At 42.5% G+C, this 21,747-nt stretch carries 33 protein-coding genes; 1 reads left to right on the top strand and 32 read right to left on the bottom strand.

Annotation, left to right across the window (positions count from 1 at the left end; all coding sequences use genetic code 11):
- Positions 1–3: 3 nt before the first annotated feature.
- The 13 genes from FHS57_RS25150 to FHS57_RS25090 all read right to left on the bottom strand — a co-directional run bounded on the left by FHS57_RS25150 (position 4) and on the right by FHS57_RS25090 (position 10,394).
- Complete coding sequence (locus tag FHS57_RS25150) at positions 4–1,755, bottom strand: class I SAM-dependent methyltransferase (RefSeq protein WP_183978563.1); 1,752 nt, start codon at positions 1,753–1,755, stop codon at positions 4–6.
- Between the two features lie 14 nt (positions 1,756–1,769).
- Positions 1,770–2,903: a hypothetical protein gene (locus FHS57_RS25145; protein WP_183978561.1), complete on the bottom strand. Its 1,134-nt coding sequence runs from the start codon at positions 2,901–2,903 to the stop codon at positions 1,770–1,772.
- A gap of 71 nt (positions 2,904–2,974) precedes the next feature.
- A complete protein-coding gene (locus tag FHS57_RS25140; RefSeq protein WP_183978559.1) occupies positions 2,975–4,555 on the bottom strand; it encodes a hypothetical protein in 1,581 nt (526 codons plus the stop codon).
- Between the two features lie 25 nt (positions 4,556–4,580).
- Entirely contained in the window at positions 4,581–5,879 is a 1,299-nt protein-coding gene (locus tag FHS57_RS25135; protein ID WP_183978557.1) for a hypothetical protein, read from the bottom strand.
- 147 nt (positions 5,880–6,026) lie between these two features.
- A complete protein-coding gene (locus tag FHS57_RS25130; RefSeq protein ID WP_183978555.1) occupies positions 6,027–6,512 on the bottom strand; it encodes a hypothetical protein in 486 nt (161 codons plus the stop codon).
- A gap of 22 nt (positions 6,513–6,534) precedes the next feature.
- Positions 6,535–6,960, bottom strand: coding sequence for a hypothetical protein (locus FHS57_RS25125; protein WP_183978553.1), 426 nt, complete (start codon positions 6,958–6,960; stop codon positions 6,535–6,537).
- Position 6,961: 1 nt separating this feature from the next.
- Positions 6,962–7,324, bottom strand: coding sequence for a hypothetical protein (locus FHS57_RS25120; RefSeq protein WP_183978550.1), 363 nt, complete (start codon positions 7,322–7,324; stop codon positions 6,962–6,964).
- Between the two features lie 39 nt (positions 7,325–7,363).
- Positions 7,364–7,777 carry a hypothetical protein gene (locus FHS57_RS25115; RefSeq protein WP_183978548.1) on the bottom strand — a complete coding sequence of 138 codons (414 nt, stop codon included), beginning with the start codon at positions 7,775–7,777 and terminating at the stop codon, positions 7,364–7,366.
- Positions 7,778–7,779: 2 nt separating this feature from the next.
- Positions 7,780–8,025 (bottom strand): hypothetical protein, encoded by a 246-nt coding sequence (locus FHS57_RS25110; protein ID WP_183978546.1) that lies wholly within the window; start codon positions 8,023–8,025, stop codon positions 7,780–7,782.
- Complete coding sequence (locus FHS57_RS25105) at positions 8,018–8,791, bottom strand: hypothetical protein (RefSeq protein ID WP_183978544.1); 774 nt, start codon at positions 8,789–8,791, stop codon at positions 8,018–8,020. Before FHS57_RS25105 ends, FHS57_RS25110 begins: the two co-directional genes overlap by 8 nt.
- Positions 8,792–8,793: 2 nt before the next feature.
- Complete coding sequence (locus tag FHS57_RS25100; RefSeq protein WP_183978542.1) at positions 8,794–9,633, bottom strand: hypothetical protein; 840 nt, start codon at positions 9,631–9,633, stop codon at positions 8,794–8,796.
- A 6-nt stretch (positions 9,634–9,639) separates the two neighbouring features.
- Positions 9,640–10,038 carry a hypothetical protein gene (locus FHS57_RS25095; RefSeq protein ID WP_183978540.1) on the bottom strand — a complete coding sequence of 133 codons (399 nt, stop codon included), beginning with the start codon at positions 10,036–10,038 and terminating at the stop codon, positions 9,640–9,642.
- Positions 10,035–10,394 (bottom strand): hypothetical protein, encoded by a 360-nt coding sequence (locus tag FHS57_RS25090; protein WP_183978538.1) that lies wholly within the window; start codon positions 10,392–10,394, stop codon positions 10,035–10,037. The genes FHS57_RS25095 and FHS57_RS25090 overlap by 4 nt, the downstream gene beginning before the upstream one ends.
- Positions 10,395–10,622: 228 nt before the next feature.
- Here FHS57_RS25090 and FHS57_RS25085 point away from each other — a divergent pair, with 228 nt between their 5' ends.
- Positions 10,623–10,832 carry a hypothetical protein gene (locus FHS57_RS25085; RefSeq protein WP_183978536.1) on the top strand — a complete coding sequence of 70 codons (210 nt, stop codon included), beginning with the start codon at positions 10,623–10,625 and terminating at the stop codon, positions 10,830–10,832.
- 29 nt (positions 10,833–10,861) lie between these two features.
- Here the strand turns inward: FHS57_RS25085 and FHS57_RS25080 are convergent, their stop codons facing one another.
- The 19 genes from FHS57_RS25080 to FHS57_RS24990 all read right to left on the bottom strand — a co-directional run bounded on the left by FHS57_RS25080 (position 10,862) and on the right by FHS57_RS24990 (position 21,684).
- Positions 10,862–11,467: an ASCH domain-containing protein gene (locus FHS57_RS25080; RefSeq protein ID WP_374758006.1), complete on the bottom strand. Its 606-nt coding sequence runs from the start codon at positions 11,465–11,467 to the stop codon at positions 10,862–10,864.
- Between the two features lie 251 nt (positions 11,468–11,718).
- The gene (locus tag FHS57_RS25075) at positions 11,719–12,015 is read right to left on the bottom strand and encodes a hypothetical protein (RefSeq protein WP_183978532.1); all 297 of its coding nucleotides are present in this window, start codon (positions 12,013–12,015) and stop codon (positions 11,719–11,721) included.
- 30 nt (positions 12,016–12,045) lie between these two features.
- Positions 12,046–12,303 (bottom strand): hypothetical protein, encoded by a 258-nt coding sequence (locus tag FHS57_RS25070; RefSeq protein ID WP_183978530.1) that lies wholly within the window; start codon positions 12,301–12,303, stop codon positions 12,046–12,048.
- A 20-nt stretch (positions 12,304–12,323) separates the two neighbouring features.
- Complete coding sequence (locus tag FHS57_RS25065; RefSeq protein WP_183978528.1) at positions 12,324–12,881, bottom strand: hypothetical protein; 558 nt, start codon at positions 12,879–12,881, stop codon at positions 12,324–12,326.
- Positions 12,882–12,887: 6 nt separating this feature from the next.
- A complete protein-coding gene (locus tag FHS57_RS25060; RefSeq protein WP_183978526.1) occupies positions 12,888–13,355 on the bottom strand; it encodes a hypothetical protein in 468 nt (155 codons plus the stop codon).
- Positions 13,355–13,552, bottom strand: coding sequence for a hypothetical protein (locus FHS57_RS25055; protein WP_183978525.1), 198 nt, complete (start codon positions 13,550–13,552; stop codon positions 13,355–13,357). The genes FHS57_RS25060 and FHS57_RS25055 overlap by 1 nt, the downstream gene beginning before the upstream one ends.
- 12 nt (positions 13,553–13,564) lie before the next feature.
- Entirely contained in the window at positions 13,565–14,281 is a 717-nt protein-coding gene (locus tag FHS57_RS25050) for a phosphoadenosine phosphosulfate reductase domain-containing protein (protein ID WP_183978523.1), read from the bottom strand.
- On the bottom strand, positions 14,278–14,649 hold the full coding sequence (locus tag FHS57_RS25045; RefSeq protein WP_183978521.1) for a hypothetical protein: 372 nt from the start codon (positions 14,647–14,649) through the stop codon (positions 14,278–14,280). Before FHS57_RS25045 ends, FHS57_RS25050 begins: the two co-directional genes overlap by 4 nt.
- Positions 14,642–15,469 (bottom strand): DNA adenine methylase, encoded by an 828-nt coding sequence (locus FHS57_RS25040; RefSeq protein WP_183978519.1) that lies wholly within the window; start codon positions 15,467–15,469, stop codon positions 14,642–14,644. Before FHS57_RS25040 ends, FHS57_RS25045 begins: the two co-directional genes overlap by 8 nt.
- Positions 15,470–15,482: 13 nt before the next feature.
- Entirely contained in the window at positions 15,483–17,084 is a 1,602-nt protein-coding gene (locus FHS57_RS25035; protein ID WP_183978516.1) for a DNA cytosine methyltransferase, read from the bottom strand.
- Positions 17,081–17,482: a hypothetical protein gene (locus FHS57_RS25030; protein ID WP_183978513.1), complete on the bottom strand. Its 402-nt coding sequence runs from the start codon at positions 17,480–17,482 to the stop codon at positions 17,081–17,083. The genes FHS57_RS25035 and FHS57_RS25030 overlap by 4 nt, the downstream gene beginning before the upstream one ends.
- The gene (locus FHS57_RS25025) at positions 17,463–17,792 is read right to left on the bottom strand and encodes a hypothetical protein (protein ID WP_183978511.1); all 330 of its coding nucleotides are present in this window, start codon (positions 17,790–17,792) and stop codon (positions 17,463–17,465) included. Before FHS57_RS25025 ends, FHS57_RS25030 begins: the two co-directional genes overlap by 20 nt.
- 1 nt (position 17,793) lies before the next feature.
- Positions 17,794–18,210, bottom strand: a complete 417-nt coding sequence (locus tag FHS57_RS25020; protein WP_183978509.1) for a hypothetical protein — start codon at positions 18,208–18,210, stop codon at positions 17,794–17,796.
- Positions 18,207–18,671, bottom strand: coding sequence for a hypothetical protein (locus FHS57_RS25015; RefSeq protein ID WP_183978507.1), 465 nt, complete (start codon positions 18,669–18,671; stop codon positions 18,207–18,209). The genes FHS57_RS25020 and FHS57_RS25015 overlap by 4 nt, the downstream gene beginning before the upstream one ends.
- A 288-nt stretch (positions 18,672–18,959) precedes the next feature.
- On the bottom strand, positions 18,960–19,646 hold the full coding sequence (locus FHS57_RS25010) for a hypothetical protein (RefSeq protein WP_183978505.1): 687 nt from the start codon (positions 19,644–19,646) through the stop codon (positions 18,960–18,962).
- 139 nt (positions 19,647–19,785) lie between these two features.
- Complete coding sequence (locus tag FHS57_RS25005; RefSeq protein WP_183978504.1) at positions 19,786–20,319, bottom strand: hypothetical protein; 534 nt, start codon at positions 20,317–20,319, stop codon at positions 19,786–19,788.
- 31 nt (positions 20,320–20,350) lie between these two features.
- Positions 20,351–20,815: a hypothetical protein gene (locus FHS57_RS25000; RefSeq protein WP_183978502.1), complete on the bottom strand. Its 465-nt coding sequence runs from the start codon at positions 20,813–20,815 to the stop codon at positions 20,351–20,353.
- Positions 20,816–21,100: 285 nt separating this feature from the next.
- Positions 21,101–21,403 (bottom strand): helix-turn-helix domain-containing protein, encoded by a 303-nt coding sequence (locus FHS57_RS24995; protein WP_183978500.1) that lies wholly within the window; start codon positions 21,401–21,403, stop codon positions 21,101–21,103.
- Positions 21,404–21,405: 2 nt separating this feature from the next.
- A complete protein-coding gene (locus FHS57_RS24990) occupies positions 21,406–21,684 on the bottom strand; it encodes a hypothetical protein (RefSeq protein ID WP_183978498.1) in 279 nt (92 codons plus the stop codon).
- Positions 21,685–21,747: the final 63 nt, after the last annotated feature.

Raw genomic sequence — 21,747 nt, 5'->3', positions numbered from 1 at the left:
CTGTTATTGGAGGTTAAATTGCTGCTTGACCTGCTTGAAAAGTTCGGGGCTGTACATGGTGTACCAAAACTTATTGGTAGCTGAGTACTCAAAATCATTGGCTTTGAGAAACCGTAATTCTTCAATGCTGATATTTCTCCCGAAAACGATTTCAATGCCTTTCCGTTTTGGGTTGTAGGTAACTGCCACCTCTGAACTACCAAAACGCTGTATGGGTGCCGTTTGAATTGGAGCTGAAGCACCTGCTTTTTGAGTGGTACTCGATCCAGTTTTGGGCGGTTCGGGATTGTTTGGTTTTGGGCGTTCTTTGGGTTTCTCGGACAAAGGATACCCCTTAATTTGGGCGATTTTTTGGTTGAACATTGCCCATACTTTCTCGTCCAAAAACGTAAAGTGCCCTGACCCTTTTTTGTAAAGTACCACTTCAAAAAATCCCCACTCGAATTTTGTCCCCCACAAAGGCACTCCGTCAGCGGTGTTACCTAATGGCTTGATTTTGGTTTTTATGTTGCCGTAGTTATTGCTTGGCACTCTATCTACGTAGTCAAAATCCCCCATTTCATCAAAACTTTTACCCGTCAAAAAGCACAAGGCTTTCGTTAGGTCATTCACAATGTTAGTTCCTGTGCCGTTCCATGTAACTTTGATAACCCTACTTGGCCAACGTTTATCATCGCCCGTAAAATAGGGGATGATGAATTTACGGTTTACCAAGTAATAACTGTTGGTTTTCCAGCCTTCTACGCTGTACCTGTTTTCGGAATAGTGCTTGGTGATTTTGTCGAATACTTCCTCAAGGGCCTTATTCATGCGGCTCTCTCGTGTTCCGACAATGATTTCAAGCATCTTGTACACATTGTTGACCGTGAAAGGTATCTGTTGTTGGGTTTCGACAAACTTGTTGATGTCAGCCATTACGCCCGAAGTGGTGTATTTTTGCAGCTTCATCAAACTGAAAATGTACTTCCAAGCCGCTTTTTGGAGTTCGATTTTGAACGTTTCTCGGTCTTTGGCTTTTCCGTCTTCTGAAAGTGTGAAAACGAGCTTAGACATACCGCTAAACTTTTTGATAAGCAAACCCATTTGTACGGCATTGACCTGAACGTTGTCATAGAGCTTGACAGCCGCGACGTAGCGGTTGACACAGTCACGGATTTCGTTGTACGGTAACAGGCCATTGCCTTGTGCTTCTTCCACGTATTCGGTATCGAAATACCCCTCAAACTCGTTTTCGTCGCTTTTACGAGGTTTTTGGAGTCGGACAAATCCAATGTTTACGCCCGTTTTGCGCTCGGCATTTCCGAAAACATCCCCCAAGTTCTGCTCAAAACCGTAGTCTTTGATAAGCTGCTTGAGTATTTTTCGGTCTTTTGAATAGTCGTTTCGTAGGGTTTCGTAGTTACACAATGCCAAAATAAGGCACCCATCAGGGGCAATCTCCCAGGCGTGAATAATGTGCTTTTCATCCGCTGAAAATGGCGGATTCATTACGATGATGTCCACAAAACTAACTTCGGTTCTGTCAACTTTCAGAAAGTCAGGCTTCAGGAACGTTGATTTGGTAGCGACTATCCTAGCAAGGTCGGGGTTGATTTCGCAAGTGACGACCTTTTTTGCACCTGCCTCGTTGAGATAATCAACAATGTCGCCTTTGCCTGCCGATGGCTCCAAGACGATTTTACCTTTGACTGTCACCCCTGCCAACATCGTTTCAATGACCGCTCTAGGGGTTGGAAAAAAATCTTTGTTAAACATGGCTTGTTAATCGGTTATTTGATGGCTAGGGCAATGGCAATTTTGGCTTTAGCAATGGCCACTTTCAAGGCAAGGGCTTTGTTAGGAGTTGTGCCGCTGGCTTCTTGTTTGTATTCCTCGGGGTCTTCATAGTTGTAGTGTTGAAGGGGCATCATTAACAAGATGGTTTTCCCGAAAACTGATTTGTAATTCACTATTACGGCTTTGTTATGTGCCTCAATTTCAAAGGTAATTTTGGGGTTCTTGTTATCTGAGCCGTGATACTTGACAAATGCTTTGAGGTTTTCGAGCATCAACTTGCCATTAAATCCGATGATTGGCATGGTTTTGCCTTCAAATTGGGCAGGTGTATATTGAATGCTTTCATAGGAGTAATCAAGGTCTTCGGCGATTATTTTCAGTCTGTTTGCCCCAACCCTTACCAGTTTTATAGGCTTATAAACGTTTGATTTTAAACCTTTGATGGCATTTGTCACCAAACGAATGAGTTCTTTGGCTTCTAGGGTGACTCTTGATTTATTATTCTCTGGAATTACTTCGTAATAACGTGGAAACTGTTCGTCGATAGGCTTGGCATTACCATCTACCGAAAACAAGCCTTGCATAGTGGGTTGACCTTCGATAAGAATTAAACGATGTCCATCGGTAGCCACTACGGCACTTCGTTCAACATCAAAATACGCCCCTTGCATCGCAGGTCGTAAAGCATCTTTACTTGCAAAAACCTTTAAAAATGCGATTAGGGTGCTATTGTAGGGGGTTAATCCATCATCTTTGGTCAAAAGCAGTTCTTTGCCTCCAATACTTTCGACCAAAAAAGGCAAGTTATTAGGGTCAAAGGTGAGCGTAGTCTTATTGCTAAATGTTACCTGTATGCGGTCAGGCAAATTATGCTCTTTCTCGTTGACTATTTTTGTCTCTTTCTCAAGCAAATTTGAAGTCAATTCGTAACGTGATTTGATGTAGTCACTTACTTGCTTGACACCCCATTGCAATAGCCATTCGTCATCTTTGCCTTTTTTATACGCTCCTTCGGCAAAGAGGCTCGACCAAAGAGCCAAGATAAAACGCTCACGCTCGGTGTAAATGTTGGCAGGTAGTTTGCCTAGTTGCTTACTGCCAAAGTTAATCTCAAATTGTTTGTTCATTTTGCGTGGCTTTAGGGCAAAAAAGCGGCTTATCTGCGAGTTAAGCCGCTTTTTTGTAGCTTTGTTCTGCTTTAAAAAAGATCATTTATCAATCGAATATTGACTGGTTTGGCCTCAAAAGGTAGAGAGGTTTTGTTCCCAAGAGAACGCCATGCTTGGTCAAGAAAATAGCTTGAGTTAAATATCTCACTGGCTTTGACCTCAATAGTAGGGGCTTTCGTTCGGGAAATGGGTTGCAGGTTCTTGGCTTTGACTTTGCCCATGACTCGTTTCCAAGCCAGTATTTGTCCTTCGTCCCAATCCATTGAAAAGTGGATTCCCTTCGCTCCATGCTGGATTATCTTGCTCAAACTTTGCTCACAAAACGCCTCATCAATGGGGCCGAATCCATTATTAGTGCCACAGTCATGTGGGTCATATTCTATTTCAGAAATAATTTGCTGTGGTCGAGTACCCTCCAATAAGTCGGTGCCTAACAAGTTTCCGTGCCATTCACTTGACGAAAGGTTGTACGTGTGATAAAAATAGTCACACTTTTCTATCATTTTAGGCAGGGCAAACCCATGAAAAACCCATTTGGCTCCCTGGTCGTTGAGTAGGTCAGCCACAACCGCCCCAACGGCGAAACTGCTGTGCTGCTTAACTTTTGCCCGAAACCTATCCCATACGTCAAAAACACCTTTTCCCCAAAATAGAGCCGCGTTTCGATAGTGAACGTCCGAATAATTCATGTTCCAATTGTACCCTTGAGTCACTCCTACATTTGGTAAATCATGCCCGTATTGCATTTTAAAAGCATTTCGAGCGCAAACACTGTAATCGCCAATGCCGCTATATGTACCACAATCGGAACCCGCGCCTTGAGCCGTATATGGCAAACCATGTTCCTCCGATTGCCCTGCGGCAAGCTCCAACACTTCAATATCGTTGGCATAGTTTTGTGCCAAAAACGGTATCAAGGCATCGTAACAATCGTTAAGCATGACCATAGCTTTGAAGGAATAGTACGACGGAACGGTCGTGAATAACGAATTGTAGGTACAGTCCATTAAATTTCCGTTTGCATCTACTTGAATTTCCTCACGAGGAATGCGCCCATCATTGCCCTGTAAAATAGGAACAAACAGTAAGCGAATTTTGGGGGGATTATTAGGCCGAAGCGATTGAACCCACGCAATTGCCCTTATAAGACCTTCATTTTTATAGACCCCTTGGCTGGGGTTATAGTCGCCCCAATTAAACACCAAACGAACGGCATCAACACCGTTTTCGCCCTGAACGAATAGCTTTATACGTTGCTTGACGTTGGGCGATATTCCATCGGGGTCGTTGAAGTCAATGGATTTCCCTGTACCGTTGACGATGTACTTTACTTGTTGATTAACAGTGGGAGTCTCACTAAGAGTTGGCGGGAGAATTATTGCTGGTACAGTGCCCGTTGGCGGGTTTTTAATTTGTGGCACCTGCTCAGTCGGTGGTACTGGAGTAAGTTTAAAGCGCTGGATATACTCACGAACCCATACTTTAGAAGCGACATTGGTATCGACTTCAACAGTGACGGTACGGGTAATTGTTTTTTGAACGGTTGTTTGACCGTAGGTTACTACGGATGCCAACAGCATCCATAGTAACCATAGCTTTTTGAATTTCATGGAAGTAAGAAGATGAAAGTGTCGATTACTTTCTTTTTGAGGTTGTTTTGCGCTTGGCAGTAGCTTTTTTAGCCGTCTTTGTGCTACTCTTTTTCTTCATGCCGTCGATGGTGCGTGAAGCCACCAAATCGCCTTCTTTTTCCATTTCCCAAGCCGTTTTCATAGCCTCGTTCCGATTAAGTACGTTGACCTTTAAGGTCACGGTTTTTTTGCCTGCCTGTTTTACTAATTTGTCGGCGGCTTTGCTTACGCGCTTGAGGCGCTTTTGTGCTGCGGTTAGCATAATTGTATTTGTTTTAAGTGAAAAATTGGTTTTAAGTCCTTTGATGGTTTTGCCTACTTCCGAAATCATGTAAGGAGGAATATCACCTTTTATGCGAGCCGTTTTTGCAAATACCAATGAGTCGCCAAGGGTATCACCTATTTGGATTCCAGCCGATTTTTTGAAATAGATTTGGTCGTTGTCTGGTTTGAGAAATCGTGCAGGTACAACTACTTTATAAAGCGTAATCGGCTCCGATGGATAGGCCATTTGGGCAAATGACTCAGCATATTTGGGGTAGGGGGTTAAATACACAAAACCTACCGTAGAATATCCCCTGCGAGTATTGGCCTTTGTAGTTTTTAACCCTTGGCTCATAATTGGGTGATTAGCCCAAGTACCATGATACATCACAACCAATTGGTTAGGATTGGCCTTTAAAAAACGATTTAGTGCCTTTACGCTTTCAGGGCTTGGCTTTTCAAAGAATCCTTTCGTGCGAGAATCGGCCAATAAATCAATGGGCTTTTGTTGGCTTGATTCCTCAAAGTTGTACTGTATAAACTTACCAAGGGTTTTACTTTCTTTCTCAAAGCGGTGGTCTTTAACCCGTTTTAGACTTTTAGGTTCGTTGTTGAAAATTGGGTTTACGGGGTCGAGTATCACGCCATTATCCCCCACAATGTAGATGTGTTGCCAACCTTCGCCATAATCGGCCATGCGTACCGAAAAAGGTATGTCTAAGTTGTGTAGAATACCCGCATTCAGGATAACAAAATCTTCACAGTCAACACCTTTGTTTCGGTCGGCCCATGTTCGATTTGGTAGCCTGATTTGCTCAATACCTTCCTTGTCTTCTTCGTAAACGAAGTTAAAAACACACCACTCCCACAAGGCTTTAAAGATTTTGCTTGGCACAGCCTTGTCCACAAACGATTCGGCTACTTCGTAGGTTTGGTCAAAACCTTTTGGAATATAGGTTGTGACCAACAACTCGAATGTTTTTTCGGGGTCAGGGCTTTTGATGGTGATAAAATCACTAGAAATTGGCTTAGAAAACATAGGGGCATTTCGTATAAACGCTGAAAAGATACGAGTGCCCAAAGCCTTGCCTGACCTAATACGACACAGACCGACCTAATCAAACACAAAATAGCCCATCAACATCGTCAATGGGCTATTTGACATAACAGAAAAAATGATACTCAATTATTCTTGAGACTTGTGAGTTTTTAACTCATCTAGGTTGTCCCTTATTTCTCTAACTTCTTCCAATAAACAATCTAATGCTTCGTATGTTGTATCTTCAAAAGAGCAATTAGTACGCTTCTTCCTTGCCATTTTCTCTACATACTCAATACCTTTCAAAATCAGGAATATGACAAGAAAAACAGCCATTCCTGTGTTAAAATCTACCCAATCAATCCATTTTTGGTCGGTTTGAGTTTCTTGGATTTTAGCGGGTAAACTTGGACTTTGGTAGGATAAATCCGAATAAGCCTGCATCAATTCAAAACAATATTGGATATCGTCGCGGCTTATTTCTCCGTTCATCAAAGTTCGTTCAATCTCTCGTTCGAGTAGAATCTTATTGACTTTTGATTTCGGTTCGACGGCATTGTTTTGCCCTAAAGCTACTTGCTGAAATAGCAGACTAAAAATAAATGCGAGGACTAAACTGGTTAAATTTTTCATTGTGTTTTGCTAGTTGAAAGTGTTATTTTTTGTTTTGAATGTCCAACAATTGCTGTTCTATATCATCAATTCTGGATTGATAAGCCTCAGACGGCGGTTCTAACCTCGAAATTGGCGGTTCTAACCTCGAAATTTCCGATTTTAACCTATCAATTATCGACTGATACTCTCTAAGGGATTCGTGAACTTTACGAGCAAAGTCAATGTCTTTTTGTATTTCTTTTTCCCTTAATTGATCATTCTCATTCAATTTTTCAAACAAACGATCCACTGACATGACAATAGTTGCCAACCACCAATAAATCAAAAGCATCGACGCAGACAAGCAAAGTTCTTGTAAGTTAAAATACTCAAACTCATAGTATTTTAGGTCGTCTAAGGCACCTGCAAAAACGACGATGGCAAGTACAAAAAGTAGTACGCCAATGAAATGGATTTTGATGTTCATGTTAGTAGTAGCCTAGTGATTTGAGATAAAGCATGGCACGGTAAGTGAGTTTTTGCGAACGACGATAGCCAAGATTGACAAGGTGTTCCCGCTGTTCGTCAGAGAGCAGTTTTAGGACTTCCCCTTTACCAAATCCGCATCTTCGCTCGTATTCGGACATACTCAGAAGGTCGCGGCGGTCGATGGGAAGGGGAAATACTGATTTGAGGTATTCCAAGGCAGCGTTAGGTATCTTTTTACGCTTACGATACCCATTTAGACGGACAATTTCGGCCTGTTCTGCTTGGGTAAGACGTTGCCATAGCTGACCGCGTTGCAGCCCGCTTGCATCTTCATACTCCCACCAATACAAGCCTTTTTTCATCCGTCTAAATGATTATTAATTATCTTCGGGCATCCCCGTTTAGGCTAAACCCTTACCTGATAAGTACGATTTTTCTAATAACCCATGCTTATCATTGAGTTCCACAAAACGTTTGTCGATGTCAAACTCTTCTTCCCTCGTCTCTTCATTGGTATCGCTGGGCGTCAATTGAATGATAGGCGTATAGGGTTCTTCAATGGTTTGCTCTTCAATAACATTGTCCTTTGTGGCTTTTTCGTCTTTGATGAGTAGCTTTTGGAGCTTCTTAATGGTTGGCTCTAAAAAGCCAAACCAAAAGGCAGCGGCCATGAGCCCTACCACGACAAATACCACAAAAACCACAGTGGCAATAGACGGCCCTGACGCACCAACATCGTGGTATTCTTGGTTTTGGGCTGGTGGAGCGTATTGAGGTTGAAAATACGCTTGGCGGAGTTGTTCTTGCTGATTCATTGTTAGTGACGTTTTTGAAGTTCTTGTTTCAACATTTTGATGATTTCTTGCACTTCCTCCAAGATGAAAGCTGCCGCCATTTCAGATACAATAGTGGCTAGTTTGTTTCCATTTAAGGAAAAAGTTGCCTCTGTTTGAAGGGTTTCTTCCTGATTGGTCAGGATGCTTGATTCAAAGCGTCTCATCTCGCTGATTGATTCGACCAATTCAGCCTTTGACAGTTTCTCGTAATCACAGATATTAATCATGTTGGTAGGATTTTCTGGTTTGTTGTTGTATTCGCGCTTTTAATTCATGCAATGTTTTGAGTTGCATTTGACGTTTAGGAGAAAAAGGGAAATAATCTTCTCCCGAAATGATTTCAAAGTCTTCTTGACCATGCACGACTTTAGGAATCCACACTTCGTCTTCTTCAGTGTCATACACCCGTGTGGCCCACTTTTCTTTTGCTGGCCGTCTGGCATTTTCTTCTACGCACTGTTCTAGTAAGTACTTTAGCTCACGACGACAAATCACCTTGGGGGGTAGCTTGTCAAAATCTTCCACCGTCTGTTTGATGATATACATATTGGCCGCTGCCAATAATGACGGGGAAATCTCGTTGAGTCGGTGAGCTTGAAAAAACAGTTCCGTACCGTTGTTTTTGGGGGTTTTCAGGAGCTTTTCTTTCGGAATCGTCAAGTTGCCCCTAAAAAGAACCCCGCAATCGTCAAACACAATACAGCACAAGGACAAATACAGGTTGACCACCTCGCAAAAATGATCAATGTCATCGTAATGAATGATGCACCGAAAAGGCTTGCGAAGGTAGGGCAACTCGTACATCACCTGTTCGATGGTCACGGGCGTAAGGTCATACTGATTGTACGATGAATTATTGGTATGGTCGTACACCAACAATGATTTTTGAACCTTGCCCCTGTCCTGGGCGCGTTGGGCCATCTCCATTGTAGTATAGGTTTTCCCTACGTCTCGTTTTCCCAAAGCAAGGAATATGTTGCCTTTTGGATTCATTCCTACTTCTTTTTAGGCTGTAACTTGTTTTTAGCTCCGCTCACTACGCCTTTGACCTTATCAAAAATCACTTCTTTACCTGTTTCACCAATGGCAAGCAGACTAAGGGCTAGGTAGTTGTAGCGAAAACTTGATGATGATTGCAACTGCAATTCTCCACGGTCGTTCTTATTTTTCATTTCACGGAAAATAATCTCTTCGTAGATGTTGCGCATATCTTCATCTTCCAAAACGGTGTTGCCAGATGCTTCGATTTCACGCCGTTTATCGACCGCTTTTCGCATTCGTTCGGCAATTTCTACGTCTTCGCTGGAAAGGGTTTGGTCGCCATCTTCGTAGCGTTCTACCAATTTTACCATCGAATTGGCAGCGGCCATGTTCCCAACGGCACTACGAACAAAGCCCGTAATGGCCTGTACGTATTTAAGGTCAACCGTAGCTTGCCAGCGAGCAATGTTTCGGAGCGAATCCTCGTCAATCTTTTCGACTGCGGGCAAGGGCGGGGGCATATAAGCAGGTGGTAAGGCACTCGCGTATTGCCCATAGTTGGGATACTGCGGATACGCAGGGGGATAGCCCCCGTATTGTGGTGGGGGTGGTGGCGGGTAATAAATCGGCTGTGCCTGTGGCGGCGGTGGTTGGGATGATGCGTCCATTGGTGGTAGTTGGGGCTGATAGTCGGGGGGCGGTGGTGGAACTTGCCTTGCTGGTGGTAACTCGGCAGGTTTATTGGCGAAAATATTGCCAAATACGCGCCTTGTTCCCTCCTTGGCTACGTCAAGGGCTTCTTCGGCGACCACGCCAAGGTACTGGTCGCGTAAATTTCTGAAACTACTACTCATGGCGAGTTATTTATTTTTAGTGACAAATCGCTTGAAAAATCCTGTTACTCCCGTGAAAAAGCTCAGTTTGAGCCATGACCAAGCGCGTTCTTTGTAGTGGTCAAGTTTGGCGTTTGCCCGCTCAAAGAGGTTCTTTTCTTCTTTCAATCGAAGGATTTCATTGGAGATGTAGGGGCGCATCCAATCCTGAATAGCTTCGGGATTGCCATGCAAAAGCCCCATTTTGTTGAACGTATCCATCAATAGCCGCATCTGCACTTCGTTTTGGACAACGACTTGATTTAGCTCTTTTCGGAATTGAATGGCAGTCATGGCGTCCATAAAAAATACTTCGGCTTCTTCGACCGTAAATGCTCCAAAATCTTCGAGAATTTGGTAATTTTCGTCAATGATGATGAGTCTCATTGGGTAGGGAAACAAGAGATAAAATACTCTAAAATACTTCTCGCGTCGGTTTCGATATTGCCAGCTTCAATACCCGCTGCAAGCGACTGAATGGCATGAATAACATCGGGATTATTGAAAGCATCAAGAGCCTTCTTTTGTCTTGACGGCCCTGGCACCACCGTTTTTAGCGATGGCTGATAGGGCTTATAAGTCGGCTGAACTGACTCCGCCAACGCCTCGCGAACTACGTCATTCAGGGCTTTTTTGGTTACCTCTGCTTTCTGAATTAATAGAGTACGAAGGGTTTGGCCAATCCTCAAAGTGAGTCCTTCCGAACATGATTCGTTTAATAAAGGGTGCTTGGATGAATCCATTTGTATTGATAAATTCATTGTGTCGAACAAAGGTGGGATAGATATACATGGTCTGCAAATACCCCCATTACGTATCATTACGATTCATTACGTATCATTATGAATCGTTACGTATCATTACGGATGTTTATATACGTTAACCCGAAAAAACTTTAGTAATGTCAAGGCTTCTTTGGGGCTTTGAGTTTTCGCAAATTGCGATAGCAAACCCAAAACACAGGTAGAAAGATGTCACAAGTAGAAGAATGGATGCTCGACGAAGTCAATGAGAAATTGTTGACTGGCAAGATTTATCAAAGTGCCGATTATGCACGGCAACGGATGGCCAAGGTAAGGAAGGAACTCAATCAAAAACGAATCACGGTTAAGGCGTTTTGTGAGTTTTACAAGATTGACATTTGGCTTTTTTATCCAGCCCCGAAAATGAGTAAAACGTAAAATGCCCCACTCTCAAGTGGGGCACCTTATTACTTTAGAATAATCTGATTTATTTCCTTTTGAGTTATTTTCCCAAGGATTCTCCATTCTTTCTCAAACTCATTGATTGGGTTAAACTCAATCCAAGCAGCAAATCCGTCTTCCCAATACCAAATACCACCATCTAAAAACAAGAACTTATTATCATAAAATAAGCAGTGTTGTATTTTAAAACCTCGTTCGGCAAAACCTTTTGCTTGAAAAGCAGTAAGTGTAAAATCAGAATTTTGATTTGCTGACACCATCGCTACCTCCCTAGGGATTTCAACCTCAAATAGCGACAACCTGCTTTTGACAGGAAACTTCTCAGACAAAAAACGCAGGTTTTCCAGATGCCAAACTTTTGCTTTAGGGTAGGTTTTAATACAGGCTTTTTCTTCATGCTCCTGTTTCATTTCCTCGCAGCCTGAAAGGGTTACAACACAAACCGCCTTACCAGCATTTTCAGACTTTGATGAAGCTGAGCAAGTTATCAGCAGGTCGCCCCTGTACTGAGTGGCCCAAGTCCGCGTTTCAAGGGTTTTTATTCCATTCTCGACCAAGGTTGCGTAGTTGGTTTGGTCAGTCCCATAGTCTTTGAGACAAAGTGCTTTCATCGTTTTTTATTCAACAGTTTTTTTATAATTCGATTTAATCGTACGTTTTCTTTCTCCAAATTGTCAATTTCCTTGTCCTTGGCTTGGAGAAGCTCGTTAAATTGCTTGCGTTCAAATTGAGCTACTGTTTTTGGGTAATCTCGGCAGGTACACCTAGTCATATCTCCTGAAATGACGACACCCCAACAATGCGGTATCAAGACTTTCCCGTACTTCGGGTCATTGGTGTAATGACACTTGTTCATTTAGGATTAATCCAAAAATTTGATTGTGACCTTATCGGGACGAAACCGTTCTTGGTCAGAAGGTTTCATTTTAGCGTGGTATTCGTCTCGTTTTTCAACATTACGAAAACTAGCCATTGGCTTGCCACTTAGGTTGTTAATCACAAAATAGGTAAACTCACTTTGGCTTTGGTGACAACCTTGACAAATTGTAGTGCCTTTTTCTGTGCATCGTACTACATCACATTTCTTGAAAAACATAGGCTTTCCAGTCGAATCATTGTCTAATACTGAGACAGTTGGGTTTGTGGGCGTATTCTCCATTTTTGTGTTTTTTTTAACGTTAATAAATTTTTATGTAAAAATTTCATCTCTGATGTAGGGTTGGTTAATAAACTCTTGCCATACTTCAAGAAAAGCGTCATTTTTCAACGAAATCGCTTTGATTTGAATACACAATGATATGATTTCATCCAATTCATCATCAACGGTTAGCCCTCCATTTTCAACCATTTCTCGGACTAGCTCTTCTTTTTCTTTAAGCTCTTCGCTGTACTTTGAGAGTATTTTACGAGACTCTTTTCTCGTAATCGTGATTTTGTCTTTTTGCATCTTATTGGTTTTTGATTTAACTATAAATCATCAAAGTTTGGATTATGATTAACACATCCAAAGTTTTCATTTACTCGTAAGCATCCTTTTGCTCCGTTCATGTTACCAAAAGTCACTACAAAATCAGGCATAGAAACAAAGTTTTCATTGTCTTCATCTGAGAACAGATAGGCAGAACAAAACCTACTTTCACCTTCGTGTTTTACTAGGCCAAAGCGACCTTGAGCGCCGAAATGTTTACAGGTTTTACAAGTTTCCTTATTTTTGATGTTCATCGAATTATCCTCTGATACTAGCACAGTTGGTTGATTAGTCGTATTCTCCATTTTTTTGTTGGTTTTGAAGCGTTTTTTAAATTGATTTTTGTATTGCTTTCGCGTCATTGAGGTTAGATGAAACAGGCCGCATCTTGGGCATTTATACGCCCTTATTGGCTTTTTGTGGGTTTGCTCACGGTTGCTTATCTTTTCAAGTATTTCATTGGCTTTTTGTAGGGTTAAGTGGGGTACTTTTTTACAAACCTTGATGAAAATGCTAGTGCCTTCAATCTGAGGTACTAGCGGTTGATTGGGTTGCATGAGTTCTCAATTTGAGTGTTCTTTTAGCTTATCAAAGTACTCTTTTAAGCAAGTGAAACTTTCCACCAATAATACACAGCTATACTCATTGAAATGGTTGCTAGTCTTTAGTTCTTCACCCTCAAACTGCTCACTGTTTGAAAGGAAATTTTCTAGGGTAAAATAGAGGAACTTATTATTGCCAAATGATGAATAAAGTGCCAAATCAAGGTCTCGGTCATAAATACTAAATTCAATGATTATAGAGCATATTCGACTCACAAAGCTTTTATTGAACTTCGTACTTGCCCGAAAACAGTGAATGATAAACTTTTCGCATTGGCTGATTAAGAAATCATACTCGGCTTTTACAAGCTGATTCCAGTAATCACCTGCTCCGTTGAACATCATCGGGTAATAAAGTTTTTCGAGTTTTTTTAGGTTTTTTATCGAATCGTCAATGGATGTTGACTTGGGGAGTTTTGGCTTTTTCATTAAAATCGGCTCTTGACGCAATGGCCATGCGATTGTCGGTAGTTGATAAGTTGAGCGTCAGACCAATGTCCAAACTTTTGTTGGGCTTCTCGTAAGGCTTGGGGTAGTGTTTTGTTGCCTTTTACTGCCAAGTTTCGCGCCTTGTCGCTATTCTTGGCTAGTTTCTCCGATTCACGAACAACCCAGTAATCCCACATATTTCGGTGAAATCAGTGCAAATAGATCAGTTCGGGAGCCGACTGGAAAGGACACATCATACAGTTGGAAGGAATAGGCACCTTAAACCCGTATGATTGAATTACTTCTTGGCAATCGGCTCTGTCAAGCCCCATTTCAATCAGTGGGTAAACTTGATTTATTGTCGCCTTCCTATAAACTGGAATCGTTGGTTCGGGGGGCTTAAACTCCTCAAATAACTCAAATTGAACGTATTCGGGAGCTAATTGCCTTGACTCTTCCCCTTTGGCAAACCCAATGATACAGGTGAGTTTTCCGAATTTTTTGTGATACTCATAAAAAGCCTTTTTTCGGTTCCCCGTAAACCCGTACCGCTCTTTTAGGAGTTGCTCGAGGAAGTTGTAACAAACCGTAATCTTGAGCTTATCAGTGCAGCTTTTGGGCAGGGCAACCGACATGATGTTTTGGTTCTTCTCAAATTGGGCCTGTAAACTATGCCACGTACTCGAATGAAATCCCATATCGGCGGTGATGAAATGAAACTCAATGTCGTGTACCTTACAAAAAGACGATACTTCAGCAATGTGTTCGTAGGTGTTTGGGTACTCATTTCCAGTATCCGACATGATGACGACGAGTTCAGACGTGCCCAGGTACTTTGCTTTCCACGTACTCGAAAAATGCAGAAGGTACAGTAGGGCGGTCGAGTCTTGACCGCCACCAAACCAAAGGACTGTTATAGGTTTCATCGGAGTTCCTTCGCCTTTTGAGAGAAAAAAGCGTTGACTGTCTCCAAGTCTTCCCCTTCGTTGAGTCGCTTAACTCCTTCGTAGAAAACATTCGCACGTTCGTGGTCGCCTCCTAAAAAAAAGTCATCCATCACAAGGCATATTTTCTCTTTATTCCTTTCGAGACATTGGAGGGCGTGTTGTTTAAAATCCTCCGTAAATCCTTTATTGAATTGAGCTGTGGGCATTTTTTTGAATACGTCAATTAGAAAATCATTGACCATCAATACTTGGTGAATTTCATGCCCATAAAAATGGAAGAAATTCATAACTGCTGAGAAATCAAGTTCGATATGTGAATCCTCGAAGAAAAATGTAAGTCTAAGCATTTGTGTACGTATCGTTAAAGTGATTGTAGAGTTTGTAAAGAATGATTTGTTGCTGTGCGGGGGGCATATTTTGGAATTTGCGCAACCAATTACGCTGCTGTTTATTGTAGGCTTCGCGCTCTCGGTAGTTAGCCCCAAAGTAGGACGGGTCTTGTAAAAGTTGGGGAGACGGGTAGTTCATGTACAAATGCTCCACTCTAACTTCCCCACTACGCGTTACCGATTTGTAATCAACCATTCTCCATTGTTGGAGCTTCTGTTGGTAAGTCTCGTTTGGGTAGGTCGTAATGGCCATTTTGGCATTTTTGAACGTTATTAGCCAGTCAAGTAACTGTTGGTGTTCTTCGTCAGCAAGTTCGTGCTTGTATCGGTTAGTTGAAGTACGAGTTCCAAGCATATAAGGAGGGTCAATAAAAAAGAATGAATTATGCTTGTCGATGTATTCCCGACGCATGATTTCCAGCACATCAAAAGCCGACCCCCAAACTACGTAGGTGCCATCTTTGTACATGGATCCATTGAGGACGTTGACCATCACAAAATCGAAACCAAAACAAGGTACGCCCAAGTTATTGGCCAATCGCTTGGCTTGGGAATGGTATTTCTCAACCAAAAAACACCGTTTCGGTTTGTACTTGAGCTTACGGTAAATAGAGGCATTTCCTGCAAATAGCTCCCAATAGTCATCACAGGGCGGGATTTGGTTAATAATCGTATGAAATACCCCGTCTTGCCCTTTTCCACCAAAATAAGAATCATTTTTGGAGGCAGTGCCCGCTTTGCAGCTGCGGGCATCGCCTTTTTTGTCGGTAGTGGCCATGGTAAGAAAAAGGTTAAGAAAGTGATTCTACACAACGTCTTACAAGCAGTTCCATCGTAGGCGGTGGATTGGCGTTCCCGATTTGCTTTTGTTGGTTCTCCTTTGAACCAAGTATCACATAATCACTTGGGAAGCCTTGGGCGGCGGCGGTTTCTTTGGGTTGTAGCATCCGAAAATAACAGTCTTCCACTTTCAGTTGCCCGTGCGTTTCAATGAATGAATGGCTATCTTTCGTCACGACCGTATAAAGTGCGTCGGTGAGTGAAGCCGCTTGAGGCTTTTCGTGATAAGTCGTGATAAAAGGCTGATTTCCGACAAGGTAGTTTTGAATCCCTGCGGCCACTTGGGTAGGAAGAGCGTCGGTAAGCCCTGAAAAATTGCGGTCGCCACGCATCGTTAAAATAGCATTTTCGCTGACTAAAAATGTGCTATTGTTTCGAGTAGTGATTGTCGGAACAACGTCAGTCAATGACATAGGATTATTGTTATTCCTATTGGCCATGATAAATTCATTTGGGCTAATGATTCCACCACTTTCTTGCGTTGTCTGAGTAAAAAGAGTCTCATTTTCAACGCTAAAAAACGTACCCTTTGAACTCGTATGGCTCATGTTGAACACAAACGGGCTGAACAAGTAGGAGCTGATACGGGTGGTTTGGGTATTGATGGGGGTATCATCGGCGGTTCGTATCCGATTGGTGATGGCCCCATGCTGATTGCATTGGTCAATGATGGTAGGTCTAAGGCCAAACTTGTTTAAGCCAAACTCAATACGTTGCACCGTCTTTTCAGAAAGTGGGCGTAGGCCGTGCTTTTCTCGGTCGCCTATCCGTATCAACGGTATTGTCGTGTCGATGCAATTAAGAGCCGCATAATAAAAAGGCGTTACTACTTCATTGCAAGACCAACAACGATAAACGTATTGTTGCTTGTATTTCCCTGCTACATTGCCATTTTTCCACGACTGGTACGACTCCCCTACTCCACACTTGGGGCACGGGGCATGAGGCCGAATGTCGAGATTTGGGGCTTTGTTGCCCTTTTTCCAAAACACGATGTAAATACGGTCGCGGCTTTGGGGAGCAAAACCAGTAATGCCATTTCCGTGGGCAAACATTGCGTTTAGGTAAACACACTTATGTTTGTAGCCCAGCGCGTGCATGGCTTTCAACCAAGGCTCAAACAATGTCCAGTGGCGCACATCCACTACGTTTTCAGTGACTACGAACTCGTACTTATGGATTTCAGCAAAACGAACAACGTCCCACATCGTCGCACGGCTGCGTATGGCCGAATGGTCTATGGCTTTGTTGGTAAACAATTCGCCTTGTTGGAGATTTTTACGCTTTTGGCCCTTAGCAAGCGAGTGATTGGTACATTCGGGTGATGCTATCAACCCCGTCGTTTGGTCGTATCGAGCGGGATGGGTTTCGCTAATGTCGGCGCAATCGTGGTGAGTGTCAGGGTGGTTGGTATTGTGAGACTCAATGGCCAATTTCCAGTGATTCATGGCATACTTTACGCGTACACCATCCACATTGGCCGCACCTGTTGACGAACCACCGCAACCACAAAACATATCTTTGAGGGTAATATCAGAAGTACCTAGTTTCATTGTTTGTTTGGGAGGATTAAGAAAACAATAAGTGCAAACTTTAAAAGGGTGAGGTCACGGCCTCGTTGTTCTTCGTTCATTTGTTTGAGGTATTCTTGCAGGGTTACACCTCGGTCGATTCGGGCAACGGTATCCGTGAGCTTGTGGTAGGGGTAGATGATTTTCTGTTCGATAGTGGCATCCAAAATCCGCTTATTTAGGACTTGGATTTCGTAGGTTTTCCCCACTTGGTAAAATTCACTATCAACAACGAGGTGGAAAAAACAATAGGTTGCGGCTAACTTGTTATTGTAGTTTTTGTCGAGCTTCACAATCGGATAATTGGGCACGACGGGCTTTTCTTTCCTTGCCGCGTGGCTGTCAAATAGCCCTTGCGAATCATTCCAGTTCGTTTTCATGATACGGAAGTCGATAATTGGTAAAAAGTGAATCAGGGATGGATTTGAGGACAGCTTGGGGAGTCGATTGTAATGGGCGACCAATAGAGTCTTGGGCAATGACATCGACCCTGACGGGGTGGCTCTTTGAAAAATAGAGCTTGATTTGAGCGTGTTCGGCGGTAATGATTGCCCTAATTTCGGAGGAGCTTTCGGAGCGTTCAACGGCCAAAATATCCCCTAAATAGGGCGGAGTGTTGATGATTCGATGATAGTGAAACATGAGTGCTATCAACACCAAGGCGGCAAATACCAATCGGTACGTTTTCATTCTAGCTCAATATGTGCTTTGTAGATTCTAACTGAATGTTGAAATTCTCTTTCAAATGAACCTGAACGTTTCCTTTCAATCGGAGTAGTTCGGGAGAGTTAGAGGCTTCGCAGATTTCAAAGATAACGATGGCCAGCTCAACTGCTATCTTTACGTCCATGCCCGTTTGATTGGGGCTTATTTTCCAAAGTTTAGGGGAGCTTTCCCACTTCGGAAGTTCGTTTATCAGCTTCCTGAAAGGCTCAATTCGTAGGATGTTTTCAGTAGTTCTATTGTAGGATTCATCGCTATGCCACGTTTTGACAGGGGGATACATCACACTTTTAATCGTTGCATAAATTTGGGTGATGTCTTCGGGGTGGATTCGTATAATTGCCTTTTGCGTGAGGCTCTTATATCCAATGTTTAGAGAGGTCATTTTTTGTATGCCTTTTCAATTACTTCCTGCCAGCCTGCCATTATATCCATCAAGAATTGTATATTTTTCTCGGGAACAATCTCACGGTTCGGCATAAAATCAAAAGTGCCATTTTGTAAAACGTCCATTCGGCAAAGAAGTAGATTGGGCTGTTCCTCTGGTACCGTACCACCTTTATTGTCGTTGAAATAGACCTGAATAGAGGTGATTTTATTGTCACCGTAGCGGCCATTGACTTTGTTGTTGAGGAACCTTATTGACCTGACCAATTCTAATCGTAGTCTCTCATCCTCGTTGGGTGCCGAATCCCACTCTCGGTCTTTTTTCTTTTTTAGGTAGTACTTCAAGACGTTTTTATCCTCAGTCTTGGAGACACGCCATTGATGATAAATTGAGTAAGCAAAAAGGCTATTCTCTGTATCATACGGGTTTTCTACTGGTTGTTGAAAAGTCTGTGTCATTTGCGTTTTTTTGGTTTAAATAATTGATATTCAGGTGCTTATAAAATTATTTGCATTTTTTTTGGGCCGCGCGCCCCCCATCCCCATGTTCTGATTCCGAACGGGTCGTCACATTTCAGTACTTTTCTGTACTTCTTTCAGAACTGAAACATTGGAAAAATCCAATTTTTCAATTTTTGAAGGTCGAAGACCATCCTAAAAGACCTTATTTTGTTACTGAAATGTCCTGACAGGTACAGATTAGTTCTGAGTCAGTACTGAGTCAGGTACTTACCTAAAAAAATTAGCTTATTCCCTTTTAAAGAGGTCAGAAAGTGAGGATTGAAAAATCGACGCAATTGAAGAAGGGGTTTGGCGTCGCTGCTCTGCTTTGTCCTCTGCGGCTTGTTTTGCGGCTATTACACTACCACAAGCAGCACGTTGCTTTGAGAGGGTTTCTTGTTCGATTCTACGGGCTTCTTCTGCGCTTAGTTGCCCTATTCTTACGGCTTCGTTGTGGCGTTCGTCCTTAAATTGTAGAACGGTAGGGTCTATTTTAAGTACAATACAGGCCGTATTTTGGTCTTTTAGACCTAATCCGCCACGGTGTTTAGCCGTAATAAAGCCTTTGTACATTCGTAGGAGTTTATTGATATGGTTCTTTAGTGTTGCAATACAGCAACCGTCATTGAAGGCTCTACGTAGATAGCTGTAGGTAATTCTGATTTCGTAGTTTCTTGCCGTCGATTTCCCCCAGTTGTTCATGTAATACATCAGCAGTTGCCAACCTGTGCTCTGTAACGACTGGTGCATACGCGGGTACTCTTTTTTATTTTCATCGCAAAGCGTACGAACTTCTTCATTCCTCATAAAAAACTCGGCCAACTTTTCCTTGGTTTTTCCCATTGAAAACGATGGTTTTGTCGGGTTAGTGCCAGTACGTTCAGACTGCATAATGGCACTAAAAATGCCTACTGAAATTGGGGTATTTTTCATATTTTTTCTACGATAACTACTTGACTATTAACAATAAAATTCGTACCTTCGCTACTGTTAACACAGATAGGAAAATCTGTGACCGACTCCTTTTGCCAATTATTTCGGCAAGACTACTACAGCTTCAATCTTATCCATTTTAGGCAGATTTAAGCTGGTTTGATTTTCGTAAACAACGGTTCGGGCCATGACCTATATAGGCCATTTTGTTGGTCGTTTCAAAGTCACAGTGTGTATTGGGGCAACGATAGACAACGACTTCGACAACGCTCTCGTGTGCATTTGCGTTACTATAATAATTCCCAAGCCATTCCAATACGGGTATTTTGGCCTGATATGCCAAAAATAGGAGCTTATTGACGGCCTTTTGTTGGTAAAAAGCCTCGCTAAGATGTTTAGAACGTTGTCCATCCACTACGGTTTTTTCCATTTCCTCAAGGGTATTTTTGAGTTGTTGGCTAACCAAAGTTTCAGGAAGCAGCTCGGCTTTTTGCATTGGATGTTCCAAAAAATAGGACTCAATCCAGTTCAACACAAGCAGCTTGCATTGATTGCAACGACGGGCAATGGCCATGAGTTTTTGGCGTTGTTGGCTTGTATCGCCCACACAAGCCAAGCCCTCCAAAAGAAGGGTATGGCACTCGAATATTGCCTGTTTTACTTGATTTGACATAACCATAGGGTTCTCTAAGTAAGTAGAGGGCTTAATCACTCGAAAGGGTAATAACAGATTCAGATTTTATTCTTGCCAAAAAGCCATTCAAATGCTCCTTGGCCTTGACCAAGAAATTTAATGCTTCGTCGGTGAGTTTTTGGCTTTGGATAGTATCTATTGCCTGAATGTATGCTTTGGCATCGCGGCCAGCGGCGGATTTTAGGCGGCTATTGGGCCACTCTACTGTCACCACTTCGTTTTTTCTACGGCGATACGCGTCTTTCAGGAGTTTAAACAGCTCCCCTTTCAATGGCATTATTCCTTTCGGGGCCTTGAAACGGTACTCATGGCTTTTCTTGTAGATTTCCGACTGAAAGTCGAATACCTCAAATACTTCGCTTGCAGGAAACTCAGTAGGCTCTACCTTCTGACCGAGGCCAGGGTCTTCGGTACGCATTTTGTCGATGACACTTCGACTGTGAAGCATCACATCAAATAAAGAGTTCGGGTTCATCGGGAGGGGGCGCAGGTTTAGGTGTTTTAGGCTTGGGCTTAACTATTCGGCTCAAAAGCGTTGAACCCAATATTGAAGCCCCTAAAATGATTACTTTTCGTTTCTTGCTCACTTAGAAAAACAGGAATAAGAGCCAAACAAAAATCCAAGCAGGAGACAAATGAAACCCGAATACGAGTAAAAAGGGCAAACATAAAAGAGCTAACCATACAGCTATATACGTCCAATGTACGGGGCGCTCGACAGAGGGGGTAGTTTGGTTTTTCATTTTTGCTTGATAATAGTTCATGCTGCTTTTTTGCGTCTAATTTTTGTTTCGGCTTCGTTGAAGGAAACGACCTTGTTTTTATTCATAAACTTATCAAGGTCATCTGGATCGTAGCGAAATATCTCTCCTACAGCCACATAAGGAATTTTTCCTTCCTTCCGCCATTTTTGAAGCGTCCATTTGGAGACAGCCCCTAGATACTCAGCCGCTTGGTCTTCATTGAGCCATTTTTTTTGAGGCTGTTGCGAAAGCTCAACTGCCTGTGTGAACCGAGCAATCAAATCAGCTTGCTCAGGTGAAAGTAACAATTGCAGATTCATAATTATGCTACTTGGTTTTTTGTGACCACCAAACTTTCCATCGAAATAGTTACGCGCTCAATTCTATCTACATCAGCACGATTAGGGTTTTTTAAGGCCCTAGATGCGGCCTCATAGTCCAATCCGCCTTCTCTTGTATTGAAATAAGGATCATAAGAGGCCAATTCTTTTCGCCAATCTGGGCCTACTTTTTCAATTGCTTCACCCAGTCTTATCAAGAGCCGTTGCTTGATTGTTGGACGCGTTACCGTTTGCTCAATTGTACTTGCTTCTTGTGCCATATTTTTGGTAATTTGTGCCTGTTAAAACTTGCCTTGCAAATAAAACAATTATAAGTTGTAAAT

The organism is Runella defluvii (assembly GCF_014195535.1).
Taxonomy (GTDB): domain Bacteria; phylum Bacteroidota; class Bacteroidia; order Cytophagales; family Spirosomataceae; genus Runella; species Runella defluvii.
The sequence above is the reverse complement of the archived record's forward strand: the minus strand, read 5'-3'. Positions and strand labels throughout refer to the sequence as shown.